The 23,417-nt window shown below is 68.2% G+C and carries 19 protein-coding genes; 8 read left to right on the top strand and 11 right to left on the bottom strand.

Annotated elements, in window-relative coordinates:
• Nucleotides 1-17 precede the first annotated feature (17 nt).
• Nucleotides 18-1,172: a macrolide family glycosyltransferase gene (locus ACU6XJ_RS03340; RefSeq protein ID WP_476313783.1), complete on the bottom strand. Its 1,155-nt coding sequence runs from the start codon at nt 1,170-1,172 to the stop codon at nt 18-20.
• Nucleotides 1,173-1,558: 386 nt separating this feature from the next.
• Between ACU6XJ_RS03340 and ACU6XJ_RS03335 the strand changes: the two genes are divergently transcribed.
• On the top strand, nt 1,559-3,010 hold the full coding sequence (locus ACU6XJ_RS03335) for a condensation domain-containing protein (protein ID WP_476306786.1): 1,452 nt from the start codon (nt 1,559-1,561) through the stop codon (nt 3,008-3,010).
• A gap of 49 nt (nt 3,011-3,059) precedes the next feature.
• Here the strand turns inward: ACU6XJ_RS03335 and ACU6XJ_RS03330 are convergent, their stop codons facing one another.
• Both ACU6XJ_RS03330 and ACU6XJ_RS03325 read right to left on the bottom strand, forming a co-directional pair.
• A complete protein-coding gene (locus ACU6XJ_RS03330; protein ID WP_476306785.1) occupies nt 3,060-4,943 on the bottom strand; it encodes an ABC transporter ATP-binding protein in 1,884 nt (627 codons plus the stop codon).
• Between the two features lie 173 nt (nt 4,944-5,116).
• Nucleotides 5,117-6,040 (bottom strand): oxygenase MpaB family protein, encoded by a 924-nt coding sequence (locus tag ACU6XJ_RS03325; RefSeq protein WP_476306783.1) that lies wholly within the window; start codon nt 6,038-6,040, stop codon nt 5,117-5,119.
• 115 nt (nt 6,041-6,155) lie between these two features.
• Here ACU6XJ_RS03325 and ACU6XJ_RS03320 point away from each other — a divergent pair, with 115 nt between their 5' ends.
• The 4 genes from ACU6XJ_RS03320 (at nt 6,156) to ACU6XJ_RS03305 (ending at nt 9,290) form a co-directional block, all read left to right on the top strand.
• Complete coding sequence (locus ACU6XJ_RS03320) at nt 6,156-6,773, top strand: TetR/AcrR family transcriptional regulator (RefSeq protein ID WP_476306780.1); 618 nt, start codon at nt 6,156-6,158, stop codon at nt 6,771-6,773.
• Nucleotides 6,774-6,910: 137 nt separating this feature from the next.
• Entirely contained in the window at nt 6,911-7,399 is a 489-nt protein-coding gene (locus ACU6XJ_RS03315) for a hypothetical protein (RefSeq protein ID WP_476306778.1), read from the top strand.
• Nucleotides 7,399-8,577: a M48 family metalloprotease gene (locus tag ACU6XJ_RS03310; protein ID WP_476306777.1), complete on the top strand. Its 1,179-nt coding sequence runs from the start codon at nt 7,399-7,401 to the stop codon at nt 8,575-8,577. The genes ACU6XJ_RS03315 and ACU6XJ_RS03310 overlap by 1 nt, the downstream gene beginning before the upstream one ends.
• A 74-nt stretch (nt 8,578-8,651) precedes the next feature.
• On the top strand, nt 8,652-9,290 hold the full coding sequence (locus ACU6XJ_RS03305) for a DedA family protein (RefSeq protein WP_476306774.1): 639 nt from the start codon (nt 8,652-8,654) through the stop codon (nt 9,288-9,290).
• Here the strand turns inward: ACU6XJ_RS03305 and ACU6XJ_RS03300 are convergent.
• The gene (locus tag ACU6XJ_RS03300) at nt 9,275-9,919 is read right to left on the bottom strand and encodes a response regulator (RefSeq protein WP_476306771.1); all 645 of its coding nucleotides are present in this window, start codon (nt 9,917-9,919) and stop codon (nt 9,275-9,277) included. The two genes, ACU6XJ_RS03305 and ACU6XJ_RS03300, sit on opposite strands and share 16 nt — an antisense overlap.
• A complete protein-coding gene (locus ACU6XJ_RS03295; protein WP_476306769.1) occupies nt 9,910-11,046 on the bottom strand; it encodes a sensor histidine kinase in 1,137 nt (378 codons plus the stop codon). The genes ACU6XJ_RS03300 and ACU6XJ_RS03295 overlap by 10 nt, the downstream gene beginning before the upstream one ends.
• A gap of 116 nt (nt 11,047-11,162) precedes the next feature.
• On the opposite strand from ACU6XJ_RS03295, the gene ACU6XJ_RS03290 reads away from it, so the two are divergent.
• Nucleotides 11,163-11,618 carry a hypothetical protein gene (locus ACU6XJ_RS03290; RefSeq protein WP_476306767.1) on the top strand — a complete coding sequence of 152 codons (456 nt, stop codon included), beginning with the start codon at nt 11,163-11,165 and terminating at the stop codon, nt 11,616-11,618.
• Here ACU6XJ_RS03290 and ACU6XJ_RS03285 read toward each other — a convergent pair.
• From ACU6XJ_RS03285 to ACU6XJ_RS03265, 5 genes are all read right to left on the bottom strand, one after another.
• Nucleotides 11,615-13,237, bottom strand: coding sequence for a restriction endonuclease (locus tag ACU6XJ_RS03285; RefSeq protein ID WP_476306765.1), 1,623 nt, complete (start codon nt 13,235-13,237; stop codon nt 11,615-11,617). The two genes, ACU6XJ_RS03290 and ACU6XJ_RS03285, sit on opposite strands and share 4 nt — an antisense overlap.
• A 168-nt stretch (nt 13,238-13,405) precedes the next feature.
• Nucleotides 13,406-14,635, bottom strand: a complete 1,230-nt coding sequence (locus tag ACU6XJ_RS03280) for a YeeE/YedE family protein (RefSeq protein WP_476306763.1) — start codon at nt 14,633-14,635, stop codon at nt 13,406-13,408.
• Between the two features lie 10 nt (nt 14,636-14,645).
• On the bottom strand, nt 14,646-16,448 hold the full coding sequence (locus ACU6XJ_RS03275; RefSeq protein ID WP_476306761.1) for a hypothetical protein: 1,803 nt from the start codon (nt 16,446-16,448) through the stop codon (nt 14,646-14,648).
• The gene (locus tag ACU6XJ_RS03270) at nt 16,448-18,286 is read right to left on the bottom strand and encodes a hypothetical protein (RefSeq protein ID WP_476306758.1); all 1,839 of its coding nucleotides are present in this window, start codon (nt 18,284-18,286) and stop codon (nt 16,448-16,450) included. Before ACU6XJ_RS03270 ends, ACU6XJ_RS03275 begins: the two co-directional genes overlap by 1 nt.
• Nucleotides 18,287-19,083: 797 nt before the next feature.
• The gene (locus ACU6XJ_RS03265; RefSeq protein WP_476306756.1) at nt 19,084-20,682 is read right to left on the bottom strand and encodes a GMC oxidoreductase; all 1,599 of its coding nucleotides are present in this window, start codon (nt 20,680-20,682) and stop codon (nt 19,084-19,086) included.
• 235 nt (nt 20,683-20,917) lie between these two features.
• Here ACU6XJ_RS03265 and ACU6XJ_RS03260 point away from each other — a divergent pair, with 235 nt between their 5' ends.
• Nucleotides 20,918-21,670: a hypothetical protein gene (locus ACU6XJ_RS03260; RefSeq protein ID WP_476306754.1), complete on the top strand. Its 753-nt coding sequence runs from the start codon at nt 20,918-20,920 to the stop codon at nt 21,668-21,670.
• A 182-nt stretch (nt 21,671-21,852) separates the two neighbouring features.
• Nucleotides 21,853-22,371 (top strand): snapalysin family zinc-dependent metalloprotease, encoded by a 519-nt coding sequence (locus ACU6XJ_RS03255; protein WP_476306752.1) that lies wholly within the window; start codon nt 21,853-21,855, stop codon nt 22,369-22,371.
• 47 nt (nt 22,372-22,418) lie between these two features.
• On the opposite strand, the gene ACU6XJ_RS03250 is transcribed toward ACU6XJ_RS03255, so the two are convergent.
• The gene (locus ACU6XJ_RS03250) at nt 22,419-23,417 is read right to left on the bottom strand and encodes an SMP-30/gluconolactonase/LRE family protein (RefSeq protein ID WP_476306748.1); all 999 of its coding nucleotides are present in this window, start codon (nt 23,415-23,417) and stop codon (nt 22,419-22,421) included.

Below are 23,417 nucleotides of genomic sequence, written 5' to 3'. Positions count from 1 at the left end.
GCAGCGCGGCGGTCGGGTTAACGACAGACCCATTCCTCCACGGCGTCGGCGGCTTCGCCCGCGCCGCCGCAGTTGGCGATCACTTTCTGAAGCTGTTGCACGTTCTGCCTGATCAGCCGGTCACCGGCGACCAGGTCGACCGCCGAGCGAAGCCGTGCGGCCGTCACCGCGGCCGAGTCCACTGTCACGCCGAGGCCCAACTCGACCACCCGGAAGGTGTTGATGTCCTGCTCGGGCATCTGCGGAACGCAGACCAATGGCACCCCGGCGGCCAGCGACTCCATGGTGGAGTTCATGCCCGCGTGCGAGACGAACACCGACGTGTGCCGCAGCACCTGGGTCTGTGGAAGGTGGGCCGCCACCGTCACATTCGGCGGGATCGGGCCGAGATCCGCCGGGTCGACCGCGTGGCCGATGGCCATCACCACGTGGTGCCGCCCGTCGCGGAACGCGTCCAGGCAGGTCCGGTAGAACGCCGTCTGGTTGTTGAACAGGGTGCCCAGCGAGATCAACACCACCGAATCGGCGGGTGGTGACCAACTGCTATCGTCCGCACGGATCAGCGGCCCGACGAAGGAGAACCGATCGTCGAAGGTATCGCCCGCGATCTGGAACTCGCGTGGCAGGAATACCAGGTTCCGCCTACTCACCGGGCCGGTGAGGCGTTCCATTCCGAAGCTGAAGCCGTACTCGCCCGCGAACTCGTCCAGCTCCGTTCGGAACGTGTGCATCAGTGGGTCGACGAGTATTTCCTCGGAGATCGTCGCCGTCTCCATCGAGAACTGCTCGTTGGATGCGAATGTGGGGAACATCGCAATGGTGGGAACGCCGAGAGCCTCGCCGAGGATTCGGCCTGCAAAGCTGCCCACGTCGTGACACACCGCGTCCGGCGGATCCGCGCGGTAATGATCCACCATGAGCGGAACGGACTCTTTCGCCTCCGCCAGAAATGATCTGAACGCGGCGACCAGAACCTCCACCGGGAACGACTGCCTGCCCGGCTCGATTTCCGGGAGGATGGTCGGCAAGGTCAGCGGCTCCGCACCGCTTTCGGCCACCACCGCCGCCATTGCCTCGCCAGTGCCGTAGGTCACTCGGTGACCTCGTGCGACGAGCTCCCGCACCAGCTGAAGAGTGGGGTTGACGTGCCCGAATGCCGTGGGAACCGCCATCGCGACATGCATTCGCGGAAGACTAGCGCACAGCCGTGATGGCGCCTGCACGCCAACGTTTACCCGGCGCAATCCAGGCGTCGATTTTGTGTCCGCTTTGCACTGGATTGTTCGGGTATGTCTTCGTATGGAATTGCCAGACTGTTAAAAGTGCGAATCGGTGTGCTTTCCCGACGGTTAAACGGAACGCCCCGCCGGGTCGGTGTAAATCTGTGTGATCTTGCACATTGCCGGGGTCTGTCCGCTTGTCGTAGCATCCCTGCACCCGGACGGCGTAGTACCCGGGTACATCCGAAAGCATCCCTAGCACTCTCGTGCGCAAAAGCGGTGTGCGCGTTTGGTGAGAGCTCGGGTTCCCCTGCTTGCCCCGAGATGCGGTGACGAACATGAAAATGCTCCCCTTTGTCGACGTCGATTTCCCCGCCGGTCGCATCGTGGAATGGACGATCCGGCCGTCTTCCCGGCTGGACTGCGCGAATCCCATTGAAGCGGACAAAACCCCGTCGACCACTCAGCAGCTCTATTTCGAACAGGCCGCCACGATCGCGCGGGATATCGACGGGCCGCTGTCCGTATGGCTCGGCGCGACCATCGAACTGCCCGGGCTGCTGGACCCGGCGCTGGTCGCCGAGTCCTTCCGCAGGCTCGCGGTACGGCACGAGTGCCTGCGGGCGGAGTTCACCATGGGGCTGGAGGGGCTGCGGGCGAGGGTGCTGTCCCCGGAGGCCGTTGCCTTCGACGAGGTGGACCTCGGCCACTTCGACGACCCGGAGGACATCCGCCGCGTGCTGGTCGACCGCATCGACAACGGCATCGACCTGATCGCGGGCCCCCTGTACGTGATGGGCGTGGTCATCGGGGAGCACAAGTCCGTCGCCTACATCGCCAAGGACCATGCGATCACCGACGGCATGTCCACCGCGATCACCGCCTACGAACTGGGCACCACCTACGAAGCGCTCGCGGCGGGAGTCGAGCCCGTCCTGCCCGAGGTGGGCAGCTACCTGGACTTCGGCGCGGAGCAGCGCGCCGAGTTCGACCAGCGCCCGCTGGCCGCACACGAGCCGCGCACCGAACTGTGGGACGGCTTCGTGGCCCGCAACGGGCACATCTTCACCGACTACCCGGTGGACCTGCGCGGCGTGCCAGGCAAGTGGTACCCGGCGCGGCTGGACACCATCAAGCTGCTCGACGCACCGCAGACCGAACTGTTCGAGACCTACTGCCGCTCGCTGGGCGGCGGCATGTTCAGCGGCCTGCTCACGGTCACCGCCATCGCGTTGCGGGAGATCGCCGGGGCCGACCGGTTGCGGGTCGTGGTCCCGGTGGCGGACCGGCCTGCTGAGCAGTGGCGCAACGCGATCGGCTGGTTCGTGAACCTGCTGCCGATCGAGATCGAGGCGGGCACCGCCGAGCAGTTCCCGCTGCTGATCGGCCAGGCGCAGGAGAACTTCCGGTCCGCGCTGTGCACCGCCGGGGTGCCGCTGTCGGCGCTGTTCGACCGCTTCGGCTCGCAGAACCCCCGCGGCATGCACACCTTCCGGCCGCTGGGCGCGCAGACGCATGTGTCCTATCTGGACTACCGCAAGCTTCCGCACGGCGAGCACGACCACCGGTGGAACACCACGACCATGCTGCGGGTCAGCAACACCAGCGACGCCCGCACCTGGTTCTTCCGGCACCACGAGGGCCTGTTCGCGTTCACCAACTTCATGGACACCCTGCTCGGCAGGCGCGCACTGAAGGACTACCAGCGCGCGCTGCACCGTGTGCTGGACACCGTGCTCGCCCAGCAGTACGCGGGCCATGCACGCGCCCTGGAAGGCGAGGTGGCCTGACGCGGCGGCGGCCGCCCTCGCTGCGAGGGCGGCCGCCACGTGCCGTGCGTCAGACTGCGGCGGGCTCGCCTGCCGCGGTGTCGAACTGGGTGCGGTAGAGCTCCTCGTACCGCCCGCCGAGGGCGAGCAGCTCGGTGTGCGTGCCGCGTTCCACGACCCGGCCCGCCTCGACCACCAGGATCAGGTCGGCCGCACGCACCGTGGACAGCCGGTGCGCGATGACCAGCGCGGTGCGGCCGTCGAGTGCCTCGGCCAGCGCCTCCTGCACCGCGGCCTCCGAGGTGGAGTCCAGGTGCGCGGTCGCCTCGTCCAGGATCACCAGCCGGGGCCTGGCCAGCAGCAACCGGGCGATGGTCAGCCGCTGCCGCTCACCGCCGGAGAGCCGGTACCCGCGCTCGCCGACCACCGTGTCCAGCCCGTCCTGCAACCCCTCGACCAGGTCCGCCAGCCGCGCCCGGCGCAGCACCTCCCACAGGTCCTCCTCGGTCGCCTCCGGGCGGGCCAGCAGCAGGTTCGCGCGGATCGTCTCGTGGAACAGGTGCCCGTCCTGGGTCACCATGCCGACGGTGTCGCGGATGGACTCCGCCGTGAGCTCCCGGACGTCGACATCGGCCAGCCGCACCGCACCGGAGTCCACGTCGTACAGACGCGGCACCAGCTGCGCGATGGTGGACTTGCCCGCGCCCGACGAGCCGACGAGGGCCACCAGCTGTCCGGGTTCGACGCGGAACGACACATCGTGCAGCACCTCGACGCCGCCGCGGGTGTCCAGCGCGGCGACCTCCTCCAGCGAGGCCAGCGAGACCTTGTCGGCCGACGGGTAGGCGAAGCGCACCGAGTCGAACTCCAACGACACCGGGCCCGCGGGCACCGGACGGGCGCCGGGGCGGTCGCTGATGAGCGGCTTGAGGTCCAGCACCTCGAAGACCCGCTCGAAGCTCACCAGCGCGGTCATCACCTCGAGGCGGGCGCTGGCCAGCGCTGTCAGCGGGGAGTACAGCCGGGTGATCAGCAGCGCCAGCGCCACCACCGTGCCAGCCTCCAACTCTCCCGCCAGTGCGTAGAAGCCGCCCAGGGCGTAGACCACCGCCAGCGCGAGCGCCGAGACCAGGGTGAGCGCGGTGATGAACACCCACTGCAGCATCGCGGTGCGGATGCCGATGTCGCGCACCCGCGCCGCCCGGAGGGCGAACTCGGCGGACTCCCGGGACGGGCGGCCGAACAGCTTGACCAGGGTGGCGCCGGGCGCGGAGAAGCGCTCGGTCATCTGGGTGCTCATGGCGGCGTCGTGGTTGGCCGCCTCCCGCTCCAGCCGGGCCAGCTTGCTGCCCATCCGGCGTGCCGGAATCACGAACACCGGGAGCAGCAGCAGCGCCAGCAGGGTGATCTGCCAGGAGAAGCTGAGCATCACGACCAAGGTCAGGATCAACGCCACGAAGTTGCTGACCACCCCGGACAGAGTGTCGGAGAACGCCCGCTGCGCGCCGATCACGTCGTTGTTCAGGCGGCTGACCAGCGCACCGGTCCTGGTACGGGTGAAGAACGCGATCGGCATCCGCTGCACGTGGTCGAAGACCGCGGTGCGCATGTCAAGGATCAGGCCCTCCCCGATGCGGGCCGACAGCCAGCGGACCAGCAGCCCCAGCCCCGCCTCGGCCACCGCGATCACCGCGATCACCGCCGCGATGCCGAGCACGATGCTCAGCGGCTTGCTGTGCACGATCGCGTCCACCACCCGGCCCGCCAGCACCGGGGTGGCCACGGCAAGCACGGCGGTCATCACGGACAGCACGAGGAAGCCGGTCAACGGCCTGCGGTGCGGGACGGCGAACTTCGCGATCCGCCGCAGCGTCGCCTTCGAGAACGGTCGTTTGTCGTCGGTTTGGTGCATCGCGTGGTAAAGCGAGGTCCACGCGGCCATTTCCATGCTCATGACGCTTCCCCTCCAGCCGTACAGCGAGGCAGGCACGGCTGCTCGCAGCGTTGGTGACACGGTATGGCGGAGGTCCGACATTTTACGACTGATTTGTCCGACCCCGGCCATCTGGCGCCAACGCTAAGACCTCAAGTTATCTTGAGGTCAAACATGCTGGAAGCGGGCGGCGATCAATGGTTGCCGGTGTAGTGCCATGGCTTGTCGCGTTCGGACACCGGCGGGAGGTTGCGTGCGGGCGTCTCCACCAGGGGAGCGTCGGCCGGAATCCGGCCCGCCACCCGGTCCATGCCCGCCTTGGCGCGTGGGTGGTAGCGCATCCGGCGCGGCACCAGCCGCCAGCCGAGGGCGACGGCCCTGCCGAGGCGCCGCAGCCTGCGTTCGTCCCGCTCGGACCAGGTATAGCCGAGCTTCTCCCGGATCGGCGGGTCGAAGATGCCGATGGTCAGCCAGCGGAAGTTGCGGGCGATGTGGCGTTGCAGCGGGGTCCAGGCGAAATCCGGCAGCAGGCGCAGGGCGGGCGGCTTGGCCAGGGTGTCGAGCCGCAGCACGTCGCGGGTGGCCTTGTTGACCTCCAGCACCTCGGTGCACATGTGCTGCCAGTACTCCTGGAAGGCCTCCCAGGTCGGCGGCACCGGGCGCAGGCTCATCCGGTACAGCGAGTACCACTGGATGTGCTCGGCGTAGAGCGTGCGCTTGTCCGCCTCGGAGAGCCGGTCGCCGAAGTACTCGCAGTACTTGACGATGCCCATGAAGAACGTGGTGTGCGCCCAGTAGAAGGTGTCCGGGTTCAACGCGTGGTAGCGGCGGCCCTTGGCGTCCACCCCCTTGATCAGGTTGTGGTAGCCCCGCACCTGCAGCGCGGTCTCGGGGGCGCGCGGGCCGTCGTAGACCACGCCGCCGATCGGGTACAGCGAACGGAGCAGCCGCTGCCAGCGTTCGGTGAAGAACTTGGAGTACTGCTCGACGCCCGCGCCGAGTTCGGGGTGCATGTTCTGCATCGCGCCCGCCCACAGGCCGGTGAGCAGGCCACGCCAGTCGCCGAAGTACTTCCACGTCAGGGAGTCGGGGCCGAGCGGGATCGGTTCGGCGGACACATTCACAGCCGCGTCCTGGGTCACTGGTCAGGCCCCCGATCGTGTTTCTCGCCAACTGAGGACAGGTGTCCTCAGGGTAAAATTGAGGACAGCTGTCGTCAATAGGGGGGGAAGGTTGTCTGCTCAGGAGCGCCCCACCTGGGGCGGCACCACGCTGGAGGCCAGGCGCGCGGCCCGTCGGGAACAGTTGCTGAACACCGGGATCGCGCTGCTCGGCACCGAGGGCAGCGCGGCCGTGACCGTCCGCTCGGTGTGCAGGCACGCCAAGCTCACCGACCGCTACTTCTACGAGAGCTTCGCCGACCGCGACGAGTTCGTCGTCGCCGTCTACAACGAGGTCGCCGACGAGGCCAGGAGTGTGCTCTCGGCCGCGGTGGCCGCCGCGGGCCGCGACACCATGGCGATCATCCGGGCGGCGGTGGCGGCGTTCATCGAACTGCTCGCCTCCGACCCGCGCAAGGGGCGCATCCTGCTGCTGGAACCCTTGGCGGACCCCACCTTGAGCAGGCGCGGCGTCGAGACCCTGCCGTCGTTCTCGCAGCTCATCCTGGAGCAGCTGCCCGCGGGCGTCGGCGAACTGGAACGCGAGATGACCTCGATGGCCGTGATCGGCGCGCTGACCAACCTGTTCAGCCGCTGGTTGGACGGTACGCTGCGGGCCGATCGCGGAGAACTCGCCGAATTCTGCGTGAAACTGCTTCTCGGCGCCTATGCGATGAACCTCGCGCCTTAGCTTATGCGCAATTGTGACCGGCATTCCCCGGAAAGGCCTATAGCCGGCCGCTACGCTGGTGGTTAGCGTTTTACGGCATCCGGGGGAATCTGGGTTTGCCACGTATGGGCAACGGCTTGGGGAAGTGTAGCTGATTCATGTCGGAACGGGATCAATTGCAGAAAATCGTGGTCGTGGACCGCGTCGACGTCGCCTTCGCCAAGACCGTCTCCGCCGAGCACGGCGTCACGGTCACCGAACTGCCGCGGCACGGCATCGAGCCGGTGCTCACCGCCACCCTGATCCTGCTCGGCGGGGCGATGTCGGTGGCGACCGTGGTCTACCTGCTGGACAAGAACAAGGGCGGTCAGGTCATCGACCTGCGGCCCGGCGCACCGCGCGCCGTGTACCGCTCGCCCGACGTGATCTACGGCCTGATCGTGATCTACGCCGAGGACGGCAAGGTCACCGTCGAGGTCAAGGAGCCGCGAGGGCTGTTCGGGCAGGTCATCGACGTCGTCCGCGAGGTGGTGAGCGGACTGGGCGAGGCGAGTGTGGACGCGATCGCGCAGGCGGCCAAGGAAGCCGTGGGCGACCGGGCGGTCACCCACGTCGAATCGCTGCCCACCAAACCAGACTTGTCCTGATGGCCTCGCCGGAAGCAGGCCGGTTCCTGGAAAGCCTGCAGAAAGCCGTCTACGACAGCGTCGGCGAAAAACTGCCCGATCCGGCTCGCCGGGGCATCCACCCGTCGGTGGTGAAGCAATTCTATGCCGAACACACCAAGGGCCTCTCCGATGAGGAGATCGCTCGATTGCAGGAGGGTGTGGACAGCTATTTCGCCGCGGTGGCCGCTCAGCCTCTGGTGAGCCGATACGAATCGGCGACGAGCATCCATTGGCTTCATACGCTGGCAGCCCGACTCGAGAAAGCAGCCGCGGACCGCGGCTTCGAGCTGCCACCCCGGCCACTGCTGGCCACCATGCCTTCCGGGCAGGTCAACGCCATGACGCTGGTTGTGCCGGGCAGCGAGGAATACATCGTGGCCTTCGAGCGGGAACTGCTGCTGTTCGCGCACCTCTCCGCCAAGGCGCTGGCCGAAACGTTGCCGATGAGCCGCGCCGAGGACGGCGCCTACACCTTCGGCGTTGACGACGAACAGCTGCGGGCGCGGCTGCGGGCCGAACCGGAGATCACCCGGCGGTTCCGGGAAGTGGTGCTGGCCTACATCGTGACCGGGCAACCCGGCAACGCTCCGCAGTACATGCAGAGCAAGGAGTTGACCAGGCTGTCGGAGTCGCTGCGTGACTCGATGGAGCTGTTCGCGCTCGGCCACGAATACGGGCACATCATTCTCGAGCACCTCGGCGAGCGTAAGCCGGTGGCGCAATTCGACGGGGTTGTCGAGGGTGACGAGATCCCCGAGCAATTGCTCTACAGCTGGCGCGACGAGTTGGCTGCCGACGCGGTCGGCCTGCCGCTGATGCTGTGGGCGCAGCTCGACGAGGGCTACGACCTCAGCCTGTCCTACGCGGGTGCGGACCTGTACTTCACCGTCATGTCGATCGTGCAGCGTGGAGTGTCGCTGCTGGACACCGGTGAGGAGGACCACCAGCGGATCACCACGCATCCGCCCGCCGACCTTCGGCAGGAGTACCTGCGCCGACGGCTGGTGGACCTGGCGGGTGAGCAGGCCGAGGACGCGATCCGGCTCGCCGCGCAGCTCACCAAGGTCATGGAGCTGCTGTGGCGGGAGACCCGCCCGCACCTGCTCGCCGCCCGCGGCGAGGGACTGCGGCCGCTGGCGGTGTGGGTCCGGGAGTAGGTGTGGTTTTCCGCAGGTGATCTCTGCGCCGCACCTCATGGTTGGAAAGCCCTGGCGTTCCTAGCGTTTCGGGCATGAACGAAACGCAGGTGACCACCGACGGCGCGGCCGGGTGGGTCACGGACATCATGGCGGCGCTCGGCGCGCCGGGGGCGGGCATCGTGGTGGCGCTGGAGAACCTGTTCCCGCCGATCCCCAGCGAGGTGATCCTCCCGCTGGCCGGTTTCGCCGCCAGCCGCGGCGCGATGAGCCTGGCGGGCGCGATCTTCTGGACCACGCTGGGCTCGGTGGTCGGCGCCGTGGTCCTGTACTACCTCGGCGCGCTGGTGGGCCGGGACCGCGTCCGCGCGGTCGCCGCCCGGCTCCCGCTGGTGCGGTTGTCCGACGTGGACAAAACCGAGGCGTGGTTCGCCCGGCACGGCGCGAAGGCGGTGTTCTTCGGCCGCATGATCCCGCTGTTCCGCAGCCTCATCTCGCTGCCCGCGGGGGTGTCGCGGATGCCGATGGGCGCCTTCCTCGGCTACACCGCGCTGGGCAGTCTGATCTGGAACACGGTGTTCGTGCTGGCAGGCTACGGCCTTGGCGAGAACTGGGGTCTCGTGCAGCGCTACACCGACGTGCTGAGCAAGGCCGTCGTGGTCGGGGTGCTGCTCGCCATCATCGGCTTCGTCATCGCCGGGCTGCGCCGCTCCCGAGTTCAGGACTCCAGGTAACGCAGCACCGCCAACACCCGGCGGCTGTAGCCCTCGCCGGGTGACAGGCCCAGCTTGTCGAAGATCGCGTTCACATGCTTCTCCACCGCGCTCTGCGAGATGTGCAGGCGCGCGGCGACCGTGGCGTTGGTGTGGCCCTGCGCCATGCTGTCGAGGACGTCGCGCTCCCGGGGCGTGAGGCGTTCCAACGGGTCGCGGTGGGTGGTGCGGGCCAGCAGTTGTCGCACCACCTCCGGGTCGAAGGCCGCACCGCCCGCCCCCACCCGCTCCAGCGCGTCGAGGAACTCCTCCACCTGCGCGACCCGGTCCTTGAGCAGGTAGCCCACCCCGCCGGAGCCGTCGGCCAGCAGCTGCGCGGCGTACCGCTTCTCCACGTACTGCGACAGCACCAGCACCGCGGTGTCCGGCCAACGGCGGCGGATCTCCAATGCCGCCCGCAGACCCTCATCGGTGTGCGTCGGCGGCATCCGGACATCGGTCACCACCACGTCCGGGCGGTGCGCGGCCACGGCGGCCAGCAGCGCGGCCGCATCGCCCACCGCCGCGGGCACCTCGTGGCCCTCCTCGGCGAGCAGCCGGACCAGCCCCTCGCGAAGCAGGGTGGAGTCCTCGGCCAGGATCACGCGCACGGCAACTCCGCGGTCAGGGTGGTCGGCCCGCCGGTCGGGCTGTCCACGGTGAACGTTCCATCCAGCGCCGCCACCCGCCGGGCCAGCCCCGCCAACCCGGCTCCCGCCGGATCGGCACCGCCCAGCCCGTCGTCGGCGATCCGCACCACGATCAGCGTCCCGCGCCTGCTCAGCGTCACCTCGACGGTGGTGGCGTCGGCGTGCTTGGCCGCGTTCGTCACCGCTTCGCACACCACGAAGTACACCGCGGTCTCCACCGACGCGGGCGGCCGTTCGGGCAGCTCATGGCGGATGCGCACCGGCACCGGCGATCGTTCCGCCACCGCGGCGAGCGCGTCCGCGAGCCCCAACTGGTCCAGCGCCGTGGGATACACCCGCCAGGCGACCTCGCGGAGATCGTGCAGCACCGCCTGTGATTCCTCGTGCGCCTGCGTGAGCAGCGCGTCCCGCCGCGTGCCGTCCAGGCGGCGGGCCCGGCCGAGCAGCATGCCCAACGCCACCAGCCGCTGCTGCACGCCGTCGTGGATATCGCGTTCGATGCGGCGCCGCTCCGCGTCCACCGCCGCCACGATGCCCGCCCGGCTGGTGGCCAACTCGCTGACCCGCCGCTGCAGCAGTTCGGTCTCGCTCGGTCCGAGGTAGCGCCCGGCCAGCCGCCGTTCCAGTTCGGCGACGCCGATGAAGCCCATGATGTTGAGGAACAGCAGCACCACACCCAGCGGCCCCACGGCGAGCACGGTGCCCGCGGTGACCCGTCCGGCGGGCTCGTCCAACAGCGTGACCCCGGAGTCCCGCAGCCACGCCAGCAGCATCGCGGCGACCGCGAACACCCCGTAGACCAGCAGCAACAGCACACCGCCGCCGAGCAGACCCACCCAGAGCCGCAGCGCCAGGTACTTCACGGCCTGACCGGTGCCGTAGTCGGCGGAGCTCTGCCCACCGAACGCCCATGCCACTCGGCGGCGGTCCCATTCGCTCAGCCGCCGCACACCCGCGCCCACCGGCGCGAACCGGCGCGCGAACGGCAGCACGGGCAGACAACCCAGCTCCACGAGCGCGGTCACCGCGCCAACGCTCATCCCGGCGAGCAGCCGCCACACCCGCCGCACCGCGCCGCCGTCCCCCATACCCCGCAGGCTAGCCCAGCTATTCCCACGGGGTGAAAGAACGCCATTGGGGTTGCGCTGCCCGTTCTGTTCTGGATTTCTGGGATGGGGTACGACTCGTGATTGGGAGCACCGCAATGGACGTTGGGGACCGATGTGAGCTGGCCAAGGACATCCTGATGGCCACCGGAGAACATTTCACCGTCACATTGCCGTCCGGCCTGGTCGGCACGGTCCTGTCGGAGAGCGCGGCCCGGCAGCAGGCCCGCGAGGAAGCCGACACCAAACTCGAACTCGCCTTCCTCAATGTGGAACGGGCGATAACCAGAATCGAGCTGCTGCGCAAGGCCCGCGCCGGAGCGGGCGCCTACAAACTGGCCAAGGAAAAGCTGGACGAGGCGGAAAAGGCTCTCGTTGACCGCGAATCCGAACTCGCCCGCTTCGACAAGGAAATGCTCCGCGTCCGCCTCGACACCGGCCTCGTCGTCGAAAGCGACCCCGCCTTCTGGCAGCCCACCACGCCTCCAGTGGACCTTGGGACGGTCATTCCGACGCAGGCGACCGAATCCGATCCTGTGACTGTGGACAGTTAACTCCTGCTGCGGCGCTTGAGCTGGCCGATCACTACGTCGAGATTGAGGTGTTCCTTGAGCTGGTGAACGAGGTGGGTGCCCTCAATGAGCTGTATCCGCCCGTGGCGGGCAGCGAAATCATGGGTGGTCTTGCCGAACCAGGATGTGGCGACAAGGACGCCTCGGCTTGCGCGTTTGTCGTCCATCACTCCTGCGAGTGCTCGGACCGCCTCGGCGGACACCACACCGCTGTAGCGCTTGGCCTGGATAACGCAGAGTCCACCCATGATCGGATCTTCGTTCACCGCGACAGCGTCCACGCCATCGTCACGGGACGCTTGAGTAGTCCATGACTTCATGCCCATCGCCTCGAACAATTGCCGAATCAAGTGTTCGAACTCGGTCGGACTCAACTCGAGTAGTACTGGGCGCGCGTCCAGGCTCGCCGCCGCATCAACCTCGTCCACTAGTCGGTACTTGGACAGGTCGGGATCGAAGACCGGGCGAACCGGTTCAAGCTCGTAGGGGTGCGGCGACACGAGTGCGTTGAGATGACGGAGGCATTGGGCAGGATCAAGGTCGCGGAGAACAAGCTGGTCAAACTGTTCCCTGGTTGCAGACACGCTGACTAGGCACGGCCGTTCAGGTCTGCCAGTGGCCTTGTTCCGTGTGGAGACGTGGCCATTGACGGCAACCTGGTCGATGAGGTTACGCGGTCGTACCTCGAACGCCTCACGCATCGTCCGCAGGACAAGCTGCGCGACCAGGCTGCCGTAGATCTGCTTGACGTCCTTTGCAGGCCGCGGTCGCACGTCTATCTCATCGCGGGTCCTTACATAGACGTACTCACGGGCTTCAGGAACGACATCGACGTTCGGAAGCTCGCGGACGACCAGGAGCCTTCGAGACTCACTCTGGTAAGCCACCTCCACGTCGATGGGTACGTCTTCAGGCAGATCAGAAGCCTCGATGACCAGCTCCAGATAGTCCTCGACAGCCCTTGGATCTCCGCTGGTGAAGCCGTTCTTCAGTTGGTCGACCTCTGCATTGATCTGCAGAACGCGCTCGCGCTCCGCTCGCAGCTCCTCCATGTGCCGGGCATGGGCGGAGGCAAGTGTTTGCTGCCGGTGGTGCTCTTTCGCCTGGTGCGAAGCGATGGCGTTATGGAATCGCTGCTCAGCCTCGGCCACAGCTCGTTTGTGGCTGTCACCAGAGAATAGTCTGGTCATCATGGAAGGCGGGGGCGGAGCGAACTGCTCCCACTGCGGCGCCGGAATCGGGTTCGCGAGCTTGCCGGGTTCAAACGGAGAGTTCGGAATCGGTCTACGGAGCTGCTCGAACGGGATCTGAACGGGCCGGTCCAGTCCGCTGATGAGCACCGATTCCAATTCCGACGCACGCGATTGGACCGCTTTGGTCAATGACGCGGCTTCGGCTACCCGCTGCTGAGCGTACTGGATCTTGCGTTCACGCTCTGCCTGGGCGCTCAGCCGCGCATGCTCTCGTTCGGCCCGTTGGGCCTCGCGAAGTTGCTGGTTGACCAGCCGCTGCTGCTCGCGCTGCGCCTGAGCAGCTCTGCGCTGCTGCTGGGCTTGCTGCCTTTGGAGTTCCGCGAATAAGCCACGCCGTCTCGCCGCCACCACAACCCCTTGATGAGCACTGTAAGTCATCGACCAACCGCGAACAGCAACGGTACCGAAAAGGGTCGAGCGTGCAGGTCACCTTTGCGGAAATGTTCTATAAAGTCGCAGGTCAGAGATGATGGTTGGTAAGGCGAGTTGGAACTCGCCTTACCACTCGTTGGGCTTTCAGCACACCGCGTCGGTTGGTTTGGGGTTGGTCAAACCGAATATTGGGCGCAGGAACAGGCCGAACCAGGTGCCGATCAGGGCGAGGGCGCCCCACAGCCAGCCGTGCAGGCTGAACGAGGCGATGCCGGAGAAGTAGGCGCCGATGTTGCAGCCGCCCGCGAGGCGGGCGCCGTAGCCCATCAGGATGCCGCCGAGTACCGCGCCCACGGCGAGTTTCCAGGGGATTCGGCGGTGTAGGACGAACGCGCCCGCCGCCGCGGAGGCGATCAGGGCGCCGACCATGATGCCGAAGTCCATCACCGAGATCTTTTCCGCCAGCACCGAGCCGTGCAGGGCCGCGGCGTTGCGGGGCACCTGCCAATAGGGCCAGCTCGCCACGTCGACGCCTGCGAACGCCAGCAGCTTTGAGCCCCACAGGCCGAAGGCGAAGGTGATGCCCCAGGCGCCGCCGGAGATGAACAGCGTCAGGGCGTTGAGCACGGCCAGACCGACCGCGCCCGCCCACAGCGGCCAGGCGCCGCGGATGATCCGCCACCAGCCTGCGGCAACCGGGGCGGGTTCGATCGCTGGGGGCCGTCGGCGGCGCTGCACCCACCAGGACAGCCCGGCGATCGCGGCCAGCGCCGCCAGCGAGACGGCCAGCGCACCTGGGTATCCGAAGGTTTGCGACAGCAGGATCGGCTTGCCGGTCGGGACGCTGTCGGTCCAGAACGGGAAGTGGTGGATGGCCAGCACCGAGCCCGCGATGAACCCGCCGAGGGTGAACAGGATCGCGGTCTGCCCGCTGCCCACCGCGAACAGCGTGCCGGAGGCGCAGGAGCCGCCGATCTGCATGCCGACGCCGAACAGGAACGCGCCGATCAGCACCGCGAGTCCCACCGGCTGGACCAGCGGCTGTGGGGTGCCGGACAGGCTGGTGCCGGTGCCCAGGATGACCGCGAACAACACGCACGCCACCGCGAGCATCAGGGAGTGCGCCCGGATCGCCGCGCCTTGGCCAACCGCGACCAGTTGGCGCCAAGCCGACGTGAAACCGAAGCGGGAGTGGAACAGCACCAGGCCCAGCGCGAGGCCGACGGCGAACAGCGCGAGGAACTTCGCGCCCGCCGTGCCCAGCACAGCCCAGCCGAGTACGAACGCGATCACGGCGCCGATGCCGATCACACCGTAGCGGGGTGGGGGAGCCGCCGCGGGCAACGGCCGCACCCGTTCGTCCACAAGGGACATGGCTTGCCTCCTAGGTCGTGGAAAGGGCGGGGCTGACAGCGACCACCGTGCCGCCGGGAAACCAGCCGGTGGCGCTGCCGTTGTGGTGCTTGCCGAACTCCTGTGGCAGGAACGCCACCAACGACGACGCGTACAGCTGCGGCGGGGCGAGCTGCCGGGCGCCCTCGGGCTGGGCGGCCAGCCAGCGCGCGAACCCGGATGCGGTCGGGGCCTCGCCGGGGAAGGAGCGCTGCACCAGGTTGGCGTAGGCGGCGGGCAGCTGTTCGTGCGGGCTGAACCGCAGCGGCACCAGCGACCCCGACAGCTCCGAGGCCGCTGGCGAGAGCAGCCACGGTGCCAGGAACGTGCCCGCCGGGTAGCGGACCGCGCCCGCCTGGTCGACGGCCACCTGGCGCAGGGTCCGTGCCGAGGCCTCCCAGCCGGACAGCACCACCAGCGCACCCTCGGCGCCCGGAACCACCGCGATGCCTCGCGCCGCCGCCGCTTGCCGCACCACTCCGTCGGCGACCCGCGACCGCGGTGTGGTGTCGCTCGCGATGGCCAGCGCGGTGACGCCACGCTCCGCGAGGAAGTTCACCATGCCCCGCAGCGAGGCGGCGTCCTCGCCGGACAGCCGGTCCGCTGGACAACTGTCCACAGTGGAGCTGGGGTTGGTGAGCACCGCCGCGAGCGCGACGCTGGCGCACTCCGGGCCATCGGGACCGACGACACCGGGGGCGGGGCGCCCCGGGGTGTCGGCGGTGGCGATGGACACCGAAGTGGTCTCGCCGGACCGGGAAACCCACAGGTCACTGCGGCCCGCGGGCAGGTCGAGCACGGCCCAGCCACCGGAGGCGCCGTCCCGCGACTCGGCCCGTTCCAGCCGATCCCGGTGCGTGCCCACCGATACCTGGGTGTCCGCTACATGCACCAGGTTCGGCCCCGGCCTGCCAGGGGTGACCAGCACCGGGACCTGTCCGCCCGCGAGGTCCACCCGGTGCAGCTGCGGGCTGCCCGGCACCGGATCGTCGGCGGAGGAGGGCAGCGCGGGCACCACCGCGGCGGCGGCGACCGCGAGCGCGGCCCCGGCCACAGAGGCCTTCGCCACCCACTCGGGCACCGGCAGGCCGATCAGCAGGGCGGCGCCCGCGATCATCGTCAGCTCCACGGCGATGACCACCCCCAGCGCGCCGTCGAGTTCGATCCCGGCGCCCGCCACCGCGGTACCCGCGGCCACGGCGGCCGCGACCGCACCCGGGATCGCCAACCGACGCGCGGGTTTCGTGCGTTCGGCGGGGACGCCCCGTTCGCGGAGTGCCACCGCCGCGGCGACACCCGTCAGTACCGTGAGCGCGAGGCTGTGGCCGATCGCCAACCAGCGCGCGGCGCCGGACAGCCCGAGCGCGGCCTCGACCGCGACCAGCACGGTCAACACCGTCCCGAACAGCACCGACCAGCCGCGTGAACCCAGCCGCAGCACTGCGAACAACGTCAGCAGGGCCTGGCCCAGCGCGACCGGGAACGGCACGCCGCCACCGACGCTGAGCAGGCAACTCGCCGCGGCGATGCCCGCCGCCGACCAGCCCAGCGTGCGGGTCGCCGGGCCCGGTTCGCCCGCCACCGGGCGCAGCAGCGCCAGCCCGGCGACCACGGTGGACGAAGTGAGCAGCGCGATCCGCACCACCGCGTCGACTACCGGGTCCACCACCGCCGCACCGGGATGCCCGCCGTGGGCCAGCGCCGGCGTCGGCGTCAGCAGCAGAAGCGCCGCTGTGAGCGCGAGGCGGTGGCGCCACCCCGAAGGGTGACGCCACCGGATATCCGCGGCCGTCATTACTTGACGTCCTCGTCAGCCACCACGAACAGCTCCGAGTGCGGCTTCGCGTTGCCGAAGTTGCCGTGCGGCCACTTCTGGCGGTTGAAGTTCACGCACGGGGTGCCCTCGTTCTCGTCCCGGAACGTCTTGTCCAGGGAGAGCTCGCCGTTGCGGCCCAGGTTCACCACGCACACCTTGTGGTTGCCGTCGATGCCGGTGCGCGCCACGAAGTAGTTCGAGGTCGCGATCCGCTCCGGCTGCTCGGTCTCGTGGTAGTAGCCGTCCGAACCCAGCGTGAAGTTGTCGTAGGCGCCCCAGTGCGGGCCGCCGTCGATCTGCTGGATGCCGGAGATGGCCGGGCAGTCGGCCTCCGCCCCGCCCTCGGCGATCTCATCGGGCGAGTCGATGTTGCACTTCGGGTCGTTCCCGGAGGCCAACAGCTTCTCGATGTTGAGGGTGAGGATGTAGCCGGGGGAGCCCTTGTCGTCCGGCCCGTAGGTCCCGGCCGGGCGGCCGATGATCGCGCGGTAGAGGAACCGGTCGTCCGGGCTGGTCTGGATCCAGCCCGCACCGTCGTTGCCCGCCGGGAACTGACCGGCGTTGAACTTGGTGGACGCCGCCGTGGTGTCGTCGAAGACCTCACGCCATTGCGGCTTGGACGCGGTGATGTCCGGGGTGTAGAACACGGCACCACCGGACATGGTGGACACGAACGCGCCCTTGTGACCGGGCTTGTTGGTGACCGTCGCCTCCATCACCGCGCGGTTCTCGTTGCGCAGCGGGTCCTCCGGGTTAGACCGCGGGCCCTTAGGCAGATAGTCCACCGAGACGATCTTGGGCTTGTTGCGGTCGCTGATGTCCCAGAGGCGGACCGTGGGCCGCCGCAGGAACGCCGAGGGAGCCTTGACCGGGTCGAGGATGATCGTGCGCGGCTCGGCGTAGTCGCTGGTGATCATCCGGTTGAGGTCCTCGCGGACCTGGATGCCGTGCGGGTTGGCGCAGGTCGGCGAGCCCAGGGCAGGCAGGTTGTGGCACTGCGCCGGGTCGTCGCCCTTGCCGGGGGTTGCCGCGGAGATCTGGGTGAGCACCTTGCCCTTCTCGTCGAACCGCACCACCGAGCCCGGTGCGCCTGCGAACCCGTTGCCGACGGCGGTCTTGCCGTCGGAGTAGGTGTACGGGCCCGGTGCGACCGGACCGCCCATGTAGGTGCCGTAGGCGGTGCCGTCCTTGAGCACCCAGTACGCGTCCGGCACCGAACCGCCGAGGGTGTCGGTCGGCAGGCTGAGACCGGAGAGGCTCAGCTCGGGCAGCTTCTTCACGTCGAAGACGTAGGTCGCCGCCGAGAAGAGGCCACCGGCGAAGATCTTGTCGCCCTTGTGCCAGACGTACTGCATGTGGTGCGGCTCGTTCTCGACCAGCGGCCCCACGGTGGCCGTGTTGACAACCTTGCCGTAGGTCGGCGAGCCCTTGGTGGCGTCGATGACCGCGAGGAAGTCCGGGCCGGGCAGGGCGTTGTTGACGTCCTCGACCAGGCCGGGCACGTCCACGTTCAGCGAACCGGGCAGGCTCTTGACCGTTTTCACCGCGGTGTCGGCGATGTTCTCATCGCCCGCCCACACCAGCAGCCATTCCTTGCGCTTGCCGTCAGCGGTGCGGCCCTGGGACAGCAACTTGTTGTCGAGGTGGTTTGTCACCGAGTAGTTCTTGCCGTCGGTGCCGGTGAGCTGCGAGACCTTCTCCAGGATGCCCGCGTTCGCGGCGGGCAGAGCACTGGGGAAAATCACCGCGCCCAAAGGCACCAACAGTGTGGTGACCACGGCCGCAAGGCGTTTGCGGCCTCGGGATTGCAATGACATCACTTCTCCCATGAGGGGGGATCACTTACCTGATGTGAAGGGAGAAGGGTGTTCCGACGCGCGGCACCAATTCCGCTCGCAATGACGCGTCCCATGGCCCGGGGAAACGTCACAGGTCGGCGTGGGAGGCAGTGCCGTCCACGCTGAATCGAGGGAAGTGGATTACCCTGCCGTGGTCACTGGACCATGCTTGAGCTGGTCAGGGACTGGCTGGGCGCCGCGAAGAAGTTCGCATACCGCGAGTCGGAGACACCCGAACTCCGGCATGCGAACTAGAGACAACTGGCGTGGCGCTCAAGATCGCGATAGCGACGAGCCACTAGCAGCAGGCGCGGCTTCACGGGTCAAATCATCGTGAGGTCGGGCGAGCGCTGTCAATATGGCCTTCTCGTGCCATGTGATCATCAAGCTCGGATCACGATCTTATTAGGACGGCGTTGACAACGACGTTGTCCGCAATTGTTCGCGCACGCTGTATTCCCTTGAAATGGATTTTTCGCGTCACATCCCGCGCTCGTCCTGAACACTCGGCGAACCAAGAGGTCAACCGTGGCCGCGGCGCCGTCCGGACCGTTGACGTGCGGCGACGGGCGGGCGAACGCTTCCGAACCGGGCCGCGCTCGTTTCGGTGGTGAATTCCCACCGCATGGTTGTCTTGACCTGTAACTGCTTTCCACCCCGTGTGCGGTTTCCGCGCGGATTCACCCGTGCCGAGGTGCCGGGGCGGGTCCGGGCGGCGTTGCGGAGTCGGCAACCGGCTCCGCAACGATCACCCGTACGGCGTAGCGGGCAACGACCTATTCGTGCCCTATGTCCTGGCTGAGAACCCGATCGATGTTGCGCTCGGCGAGCGCGGTGATCGTCACGAAGGGGTTCACGCCGATGGAGCCGGGGATCAGCGAGCCGTCGTTGACGTAGAGGTTGCGGTAGCCGCGGACCCGCCCGAAATCGTCGGTGGCCGCACCCAGCACGCAACCGCCCAGCGGGTGGTAGGTGAAGGTGTCCGCATAGGACTTGCCGTCGGCGAACAGGTCGTGGCGGTACTCCGTCCGGTTCGCCCGGTTGATCCGGTCGAAGACGGCCTTCATCGCCCGCACCGACGGCTCGTTCTGGTCCCGGGTCCACGCCAAGCCCAGCGCGTCCCGGCCCGCGTCGTAGCGCAGCGTGCCGCGCTCGGGGTTGTTGGTGATCGCCAGGTACATGCTGATCCAGGTCTCCACGCCCACCGGCAGGCCGGGCACCTCGGCGAACACCGAGTCGGTCGAGTCGTCCCAGGCGTCGATGGCCAGTGTCGGCATCGGCGAGGCCAGCCCGCCGGTCGGCTGCCAGGCGTGGTTGGCCCTGGCGGTCATGATGTTGCCGTTGGTGCCCCAACCCCGGCCGATCGCCGGGCTCAGGTCGGGCAGCGCGCCGGTCTCCCTGGCCCGCAGCAGCAGTTCGGTGGTGCCGAGGCTGCCCGCGCCGAGGAACAGCCTGCGGCAGCCGATCTCCCGGCGGGCCAACACGGTGCCGAACTCGTCGGACCGGGTCACGGTGAGCACGAAGGTGCCGTCCCGCTCCTGGCGGATGGCGTCGACCGTGTGCAGCGGGGCGATGGAGACCTTCCCAGTGCCCAGGGCCAGCGGCAGGTAGGACTTGTCCAGGCTGCGTTTGCCGTGGTTGTTGCCGTAGATGCATTCCGGTGCCAGCGCCGACCGCTCGACCGTGCCCGCCTCTTCCCTGCGCAGGTAGTCGAAGTCGTAGACGCTGGGCACGAACACCGTGTCGTAGCCCGCCTTGGCGGCGGTCGTCCGCCCGGTGCGGGCGTGCTGGTAGGCGCGGGAGCTCTCGAACTGGTGCGGCGGGATCGAGTTCACCCCGAGCGTGGCGTTGGCCAGCGGGAACCAGCGCCGGTACATCCGCTCCGCGTCCACCCTCGGCAGCACCTGCTCGAAGTAGGACCGCCGCGGTGTGACGGCCATCGAGCCGTTCACCAGCGAACCGCCGCCCACCCCGCGTCCGACGTAGACGGACATATCTCCGAAGTGGACTTTGTCCAGCACGCCCGCGTACCGCTCGATGCGCCGGTTCACCACGTCCAGCCACAGGAAACTGGCCAGCGGCGCCTCGGTGCGGTCCTTGAACCAGAACGACCGCCGGTCGGGTTTGGTCATCGCGCAGAAGACCTTCCCGTCCGCGGCAGGTTCGTTCCACAGCCTGCCCATCTCCAGCATCAGCGTCTGGACACCCGCCTCGCCCAGGCGCAGTGCGGTCACCGCGGAGCCGTAGCCGGTTCCGATCACCACGGCTTGGTGGAAGTCCCGCTCCGCGGCGGCCTGCCCGCCGATCGAAGCGAGGCCACCCGCCGCGCTCAGGGCGGTCAGTCCGAGAAGACGGCGTCGAGACAGTCCATTCATGGGGAATGTTTACACCGTTAACTGAACCTGTGGGCACCCCTCGGCGGGTTAAATCCCGATCACATCGGTTCCAACTTCGTGTCGTGCCGAGCTCTGACCACAGTGGACCTCGCGCACCCCCTGGGCGGAGCGTCATCCCAACTGGTTAGCGCGCTACGCCTGAGTGCTCACCCGTAATGATGGTTGGTGCGTCAAGCGTCAGCGGGTGCGTTTATCCGCTCGTTATTGTCGCCGGATGATCCAGCTTGACCATGCGGTCCCGAAGGCTGAGATTGCCACCGATGCCGAGCCGACTGGGAGTACCGCCACCGGGACGCCGATGGGCGAACACGCCATCGACCACTTTCTGATTTCTCTGGAACATCCGTTCTCCGGCACCAGGATCAGCCGCGGAATCGACACCGGCGCGGACGCGGTCTTCCTGACCCGCGAAACGGGAATCGTCGAATCCGACCGACTGGTCCCGCTATCCCTGGCAGGCGATGCGTATGCGGGCCGATTCAGCTGGGGCGGCACCTACCTGATCAACCCGTGGGACGCGGCGGGCCGTCTGGTGCCGTTGCGGCGTTATCCACGACTGCGCTCCTACTTGGACAGTCACCGGCTTGAACTGGGCAAACGGGACTACGCGGCAGGCAAGTGCTGGTACCGCACCCTGGAGCCGGTGCGGGACGAACTCATCGGCAGGCCGAAGCTGCTGGTGGACACCACCAAGGCACTGATCGACCCGGTGCTGGACCGGGTGGGCCATTATCCGCACCGCGAGGTGAATTTTGTCGTCTCCGACGGCTGGGATCTCGAGGTATTGGGCGGTCTGCTGTTGTCCCGAATACTCCGGCATCGGGTGGATTTGCGTAGATTGCTGTTGCCTCGGCCCGCCTATATCGACGCCGAAACCGGACAGGCGCTGCGCGCGGCATTCGCGGCGGGCAATGTCGACGCCGCCACCGCGGCGGCCCGGCTCGCGTATAGAGGCCGCTATTACTGACAACTGTTTTCACCCTGTCCGGATAACGGGACTATCACGAAGTGCTATGCGGCAGGCGCTTACATGGTTCTGGCAGGCCACCTAGTGTTGCCAACCATCGTTGGTAGCAATCCTCGCTCCGGCAAGCGGCGTCTCCCTGAGGCCGTTCGTCGGCCTGAAACCCTGCAAGACGAGGAGACACCGTGTTCGCAGCGAAGACCTCGCGACTGGTGCTCGGCGCGCTGGCCCTGCTCCTGCCGCTGACCGCCGTGCCCGCCCAGGCCGCCGAGGCGGGGCAGAGCGCCGCCCGCATCGTGCGATATGACGCGAGCCAGGCGGCGGAGTTCACGAAGGAGGCCGACGAGGTCGCCAAGATCTGGAACGAGAACGTCAAGAACGTGCAGTTGCAGCCCGCTTCCGGCGGCGCGGCCGACCTGCGCATCGTGGCGACCGACGGCTGGCCGAGCGCCCAGGTCTCCAGTCCGGGCCGCGGCCGGGTCGACATGGGCCGCCAGGCGGTTCGCGACGGCCACTTCCCGCTGCGGATCATGGCCCATGAGATCGGCCACATCCTTACCTTGCGCGATCACTACGAGGGTCCGTGCAGCGAGCTGATGTCGGGCCACGGCCCTGGTATTTCCTGCAAGAACTCCGTCCCCAACGCCGCCGAGAAAGCCGCGGTCGAGCGCGCCTTCGCCGGTGGCCTCCGGGCAGCGGCCTGACGTTTCACCCGGGGGATGGGTGCGGCCCTCGCGCACCCATCCCCTCCTTACAGGTCGAACAGGGCGATGCAGGAGGCCTCGAGGCTGCCGAGGTAGACCGTGCCGTGGTGCTCGCGGACCCCGGTGGCCAGGAAGAATTCCTCGCCCGGGTCCTGTAGGTCGTGCACGATCGTGCCGTCCGCGTCGACGGCGAGCACCCAGGTGGTCTTCTTGATCTTGGGTTGCAGCGCCTCCGGAAGCGACCAAATCGCCCGCCGGATCGCCGGTTTGGTGCGGTGCAGCATGTCCAGCAGCGCGTGCCGGGGCATGGCCAGCGCGATCCACACCAGTCCGTCGGTGCCGAGGGCGATGTTGTCGGGGAATCCGGGCAGGTTGTCCACCAGAACGTCGACGGTGCCCGCCCGCTCACCCGAGAGCCAGCGGCGTCGCAGCTGGTAGGAGCCGGTTTCCGCGACGGCAACCCACGACTCGTCCTGGGCCAGCGCCACTCCGTTGGCGAACTGGAGACCCTCCACCAGGACCTCGATGGCGCCGTCCGGGTCGCGGCGCAGCAGCCTGCCGGTGCCGGAGTGCTCCAGCAGGTCCGCCCGCCAGTGGTGGATGCCGAAGCGCTGCGAGGAGTCGGTGAAGTACACCGTGCCGTCGGCGGCGATGGCGGCGTTGTTGCAGAACTTCATCGGCGTGCCCGCGACGGTGTCGGCCAGCGTTTCCAGCGCGCCGGTCGCAGGGTCCAGCCGCAGCAGGCCGCGGTGCGCGTCGCAGATCAGCAGCCGCCCGTCGGGATAGACCTCGATGCCCAGCGGCCTGCCGCCGGTGTTCGCCAGCTCCTCCACAGTGCCGGTGCCAGGGTTGACCCGCAGGACGCGTCCGTCGGCGAGCCCGGTGAGGACTTGGCCGTTCTCGTCCACCGCCACGTCCTCGGGGCCCGCGCCGGGCAGCCGCACGGTGCGCACCGGCGGCATGGGGACCGCGGACGCCTTGATCCTGGATCTGGCTGGAGCGACGGGAGGATCCCACACCACCGGGTTCAACTGTGGACGCTCCAT

It is taken from the genome of Actinorectispora metalli, from assembly GCF_056323685.1.
Note: the sequence above shows the minus strand (reverse complement) of the source record. Positions and strands in the feature narration are given on the sequence as shown.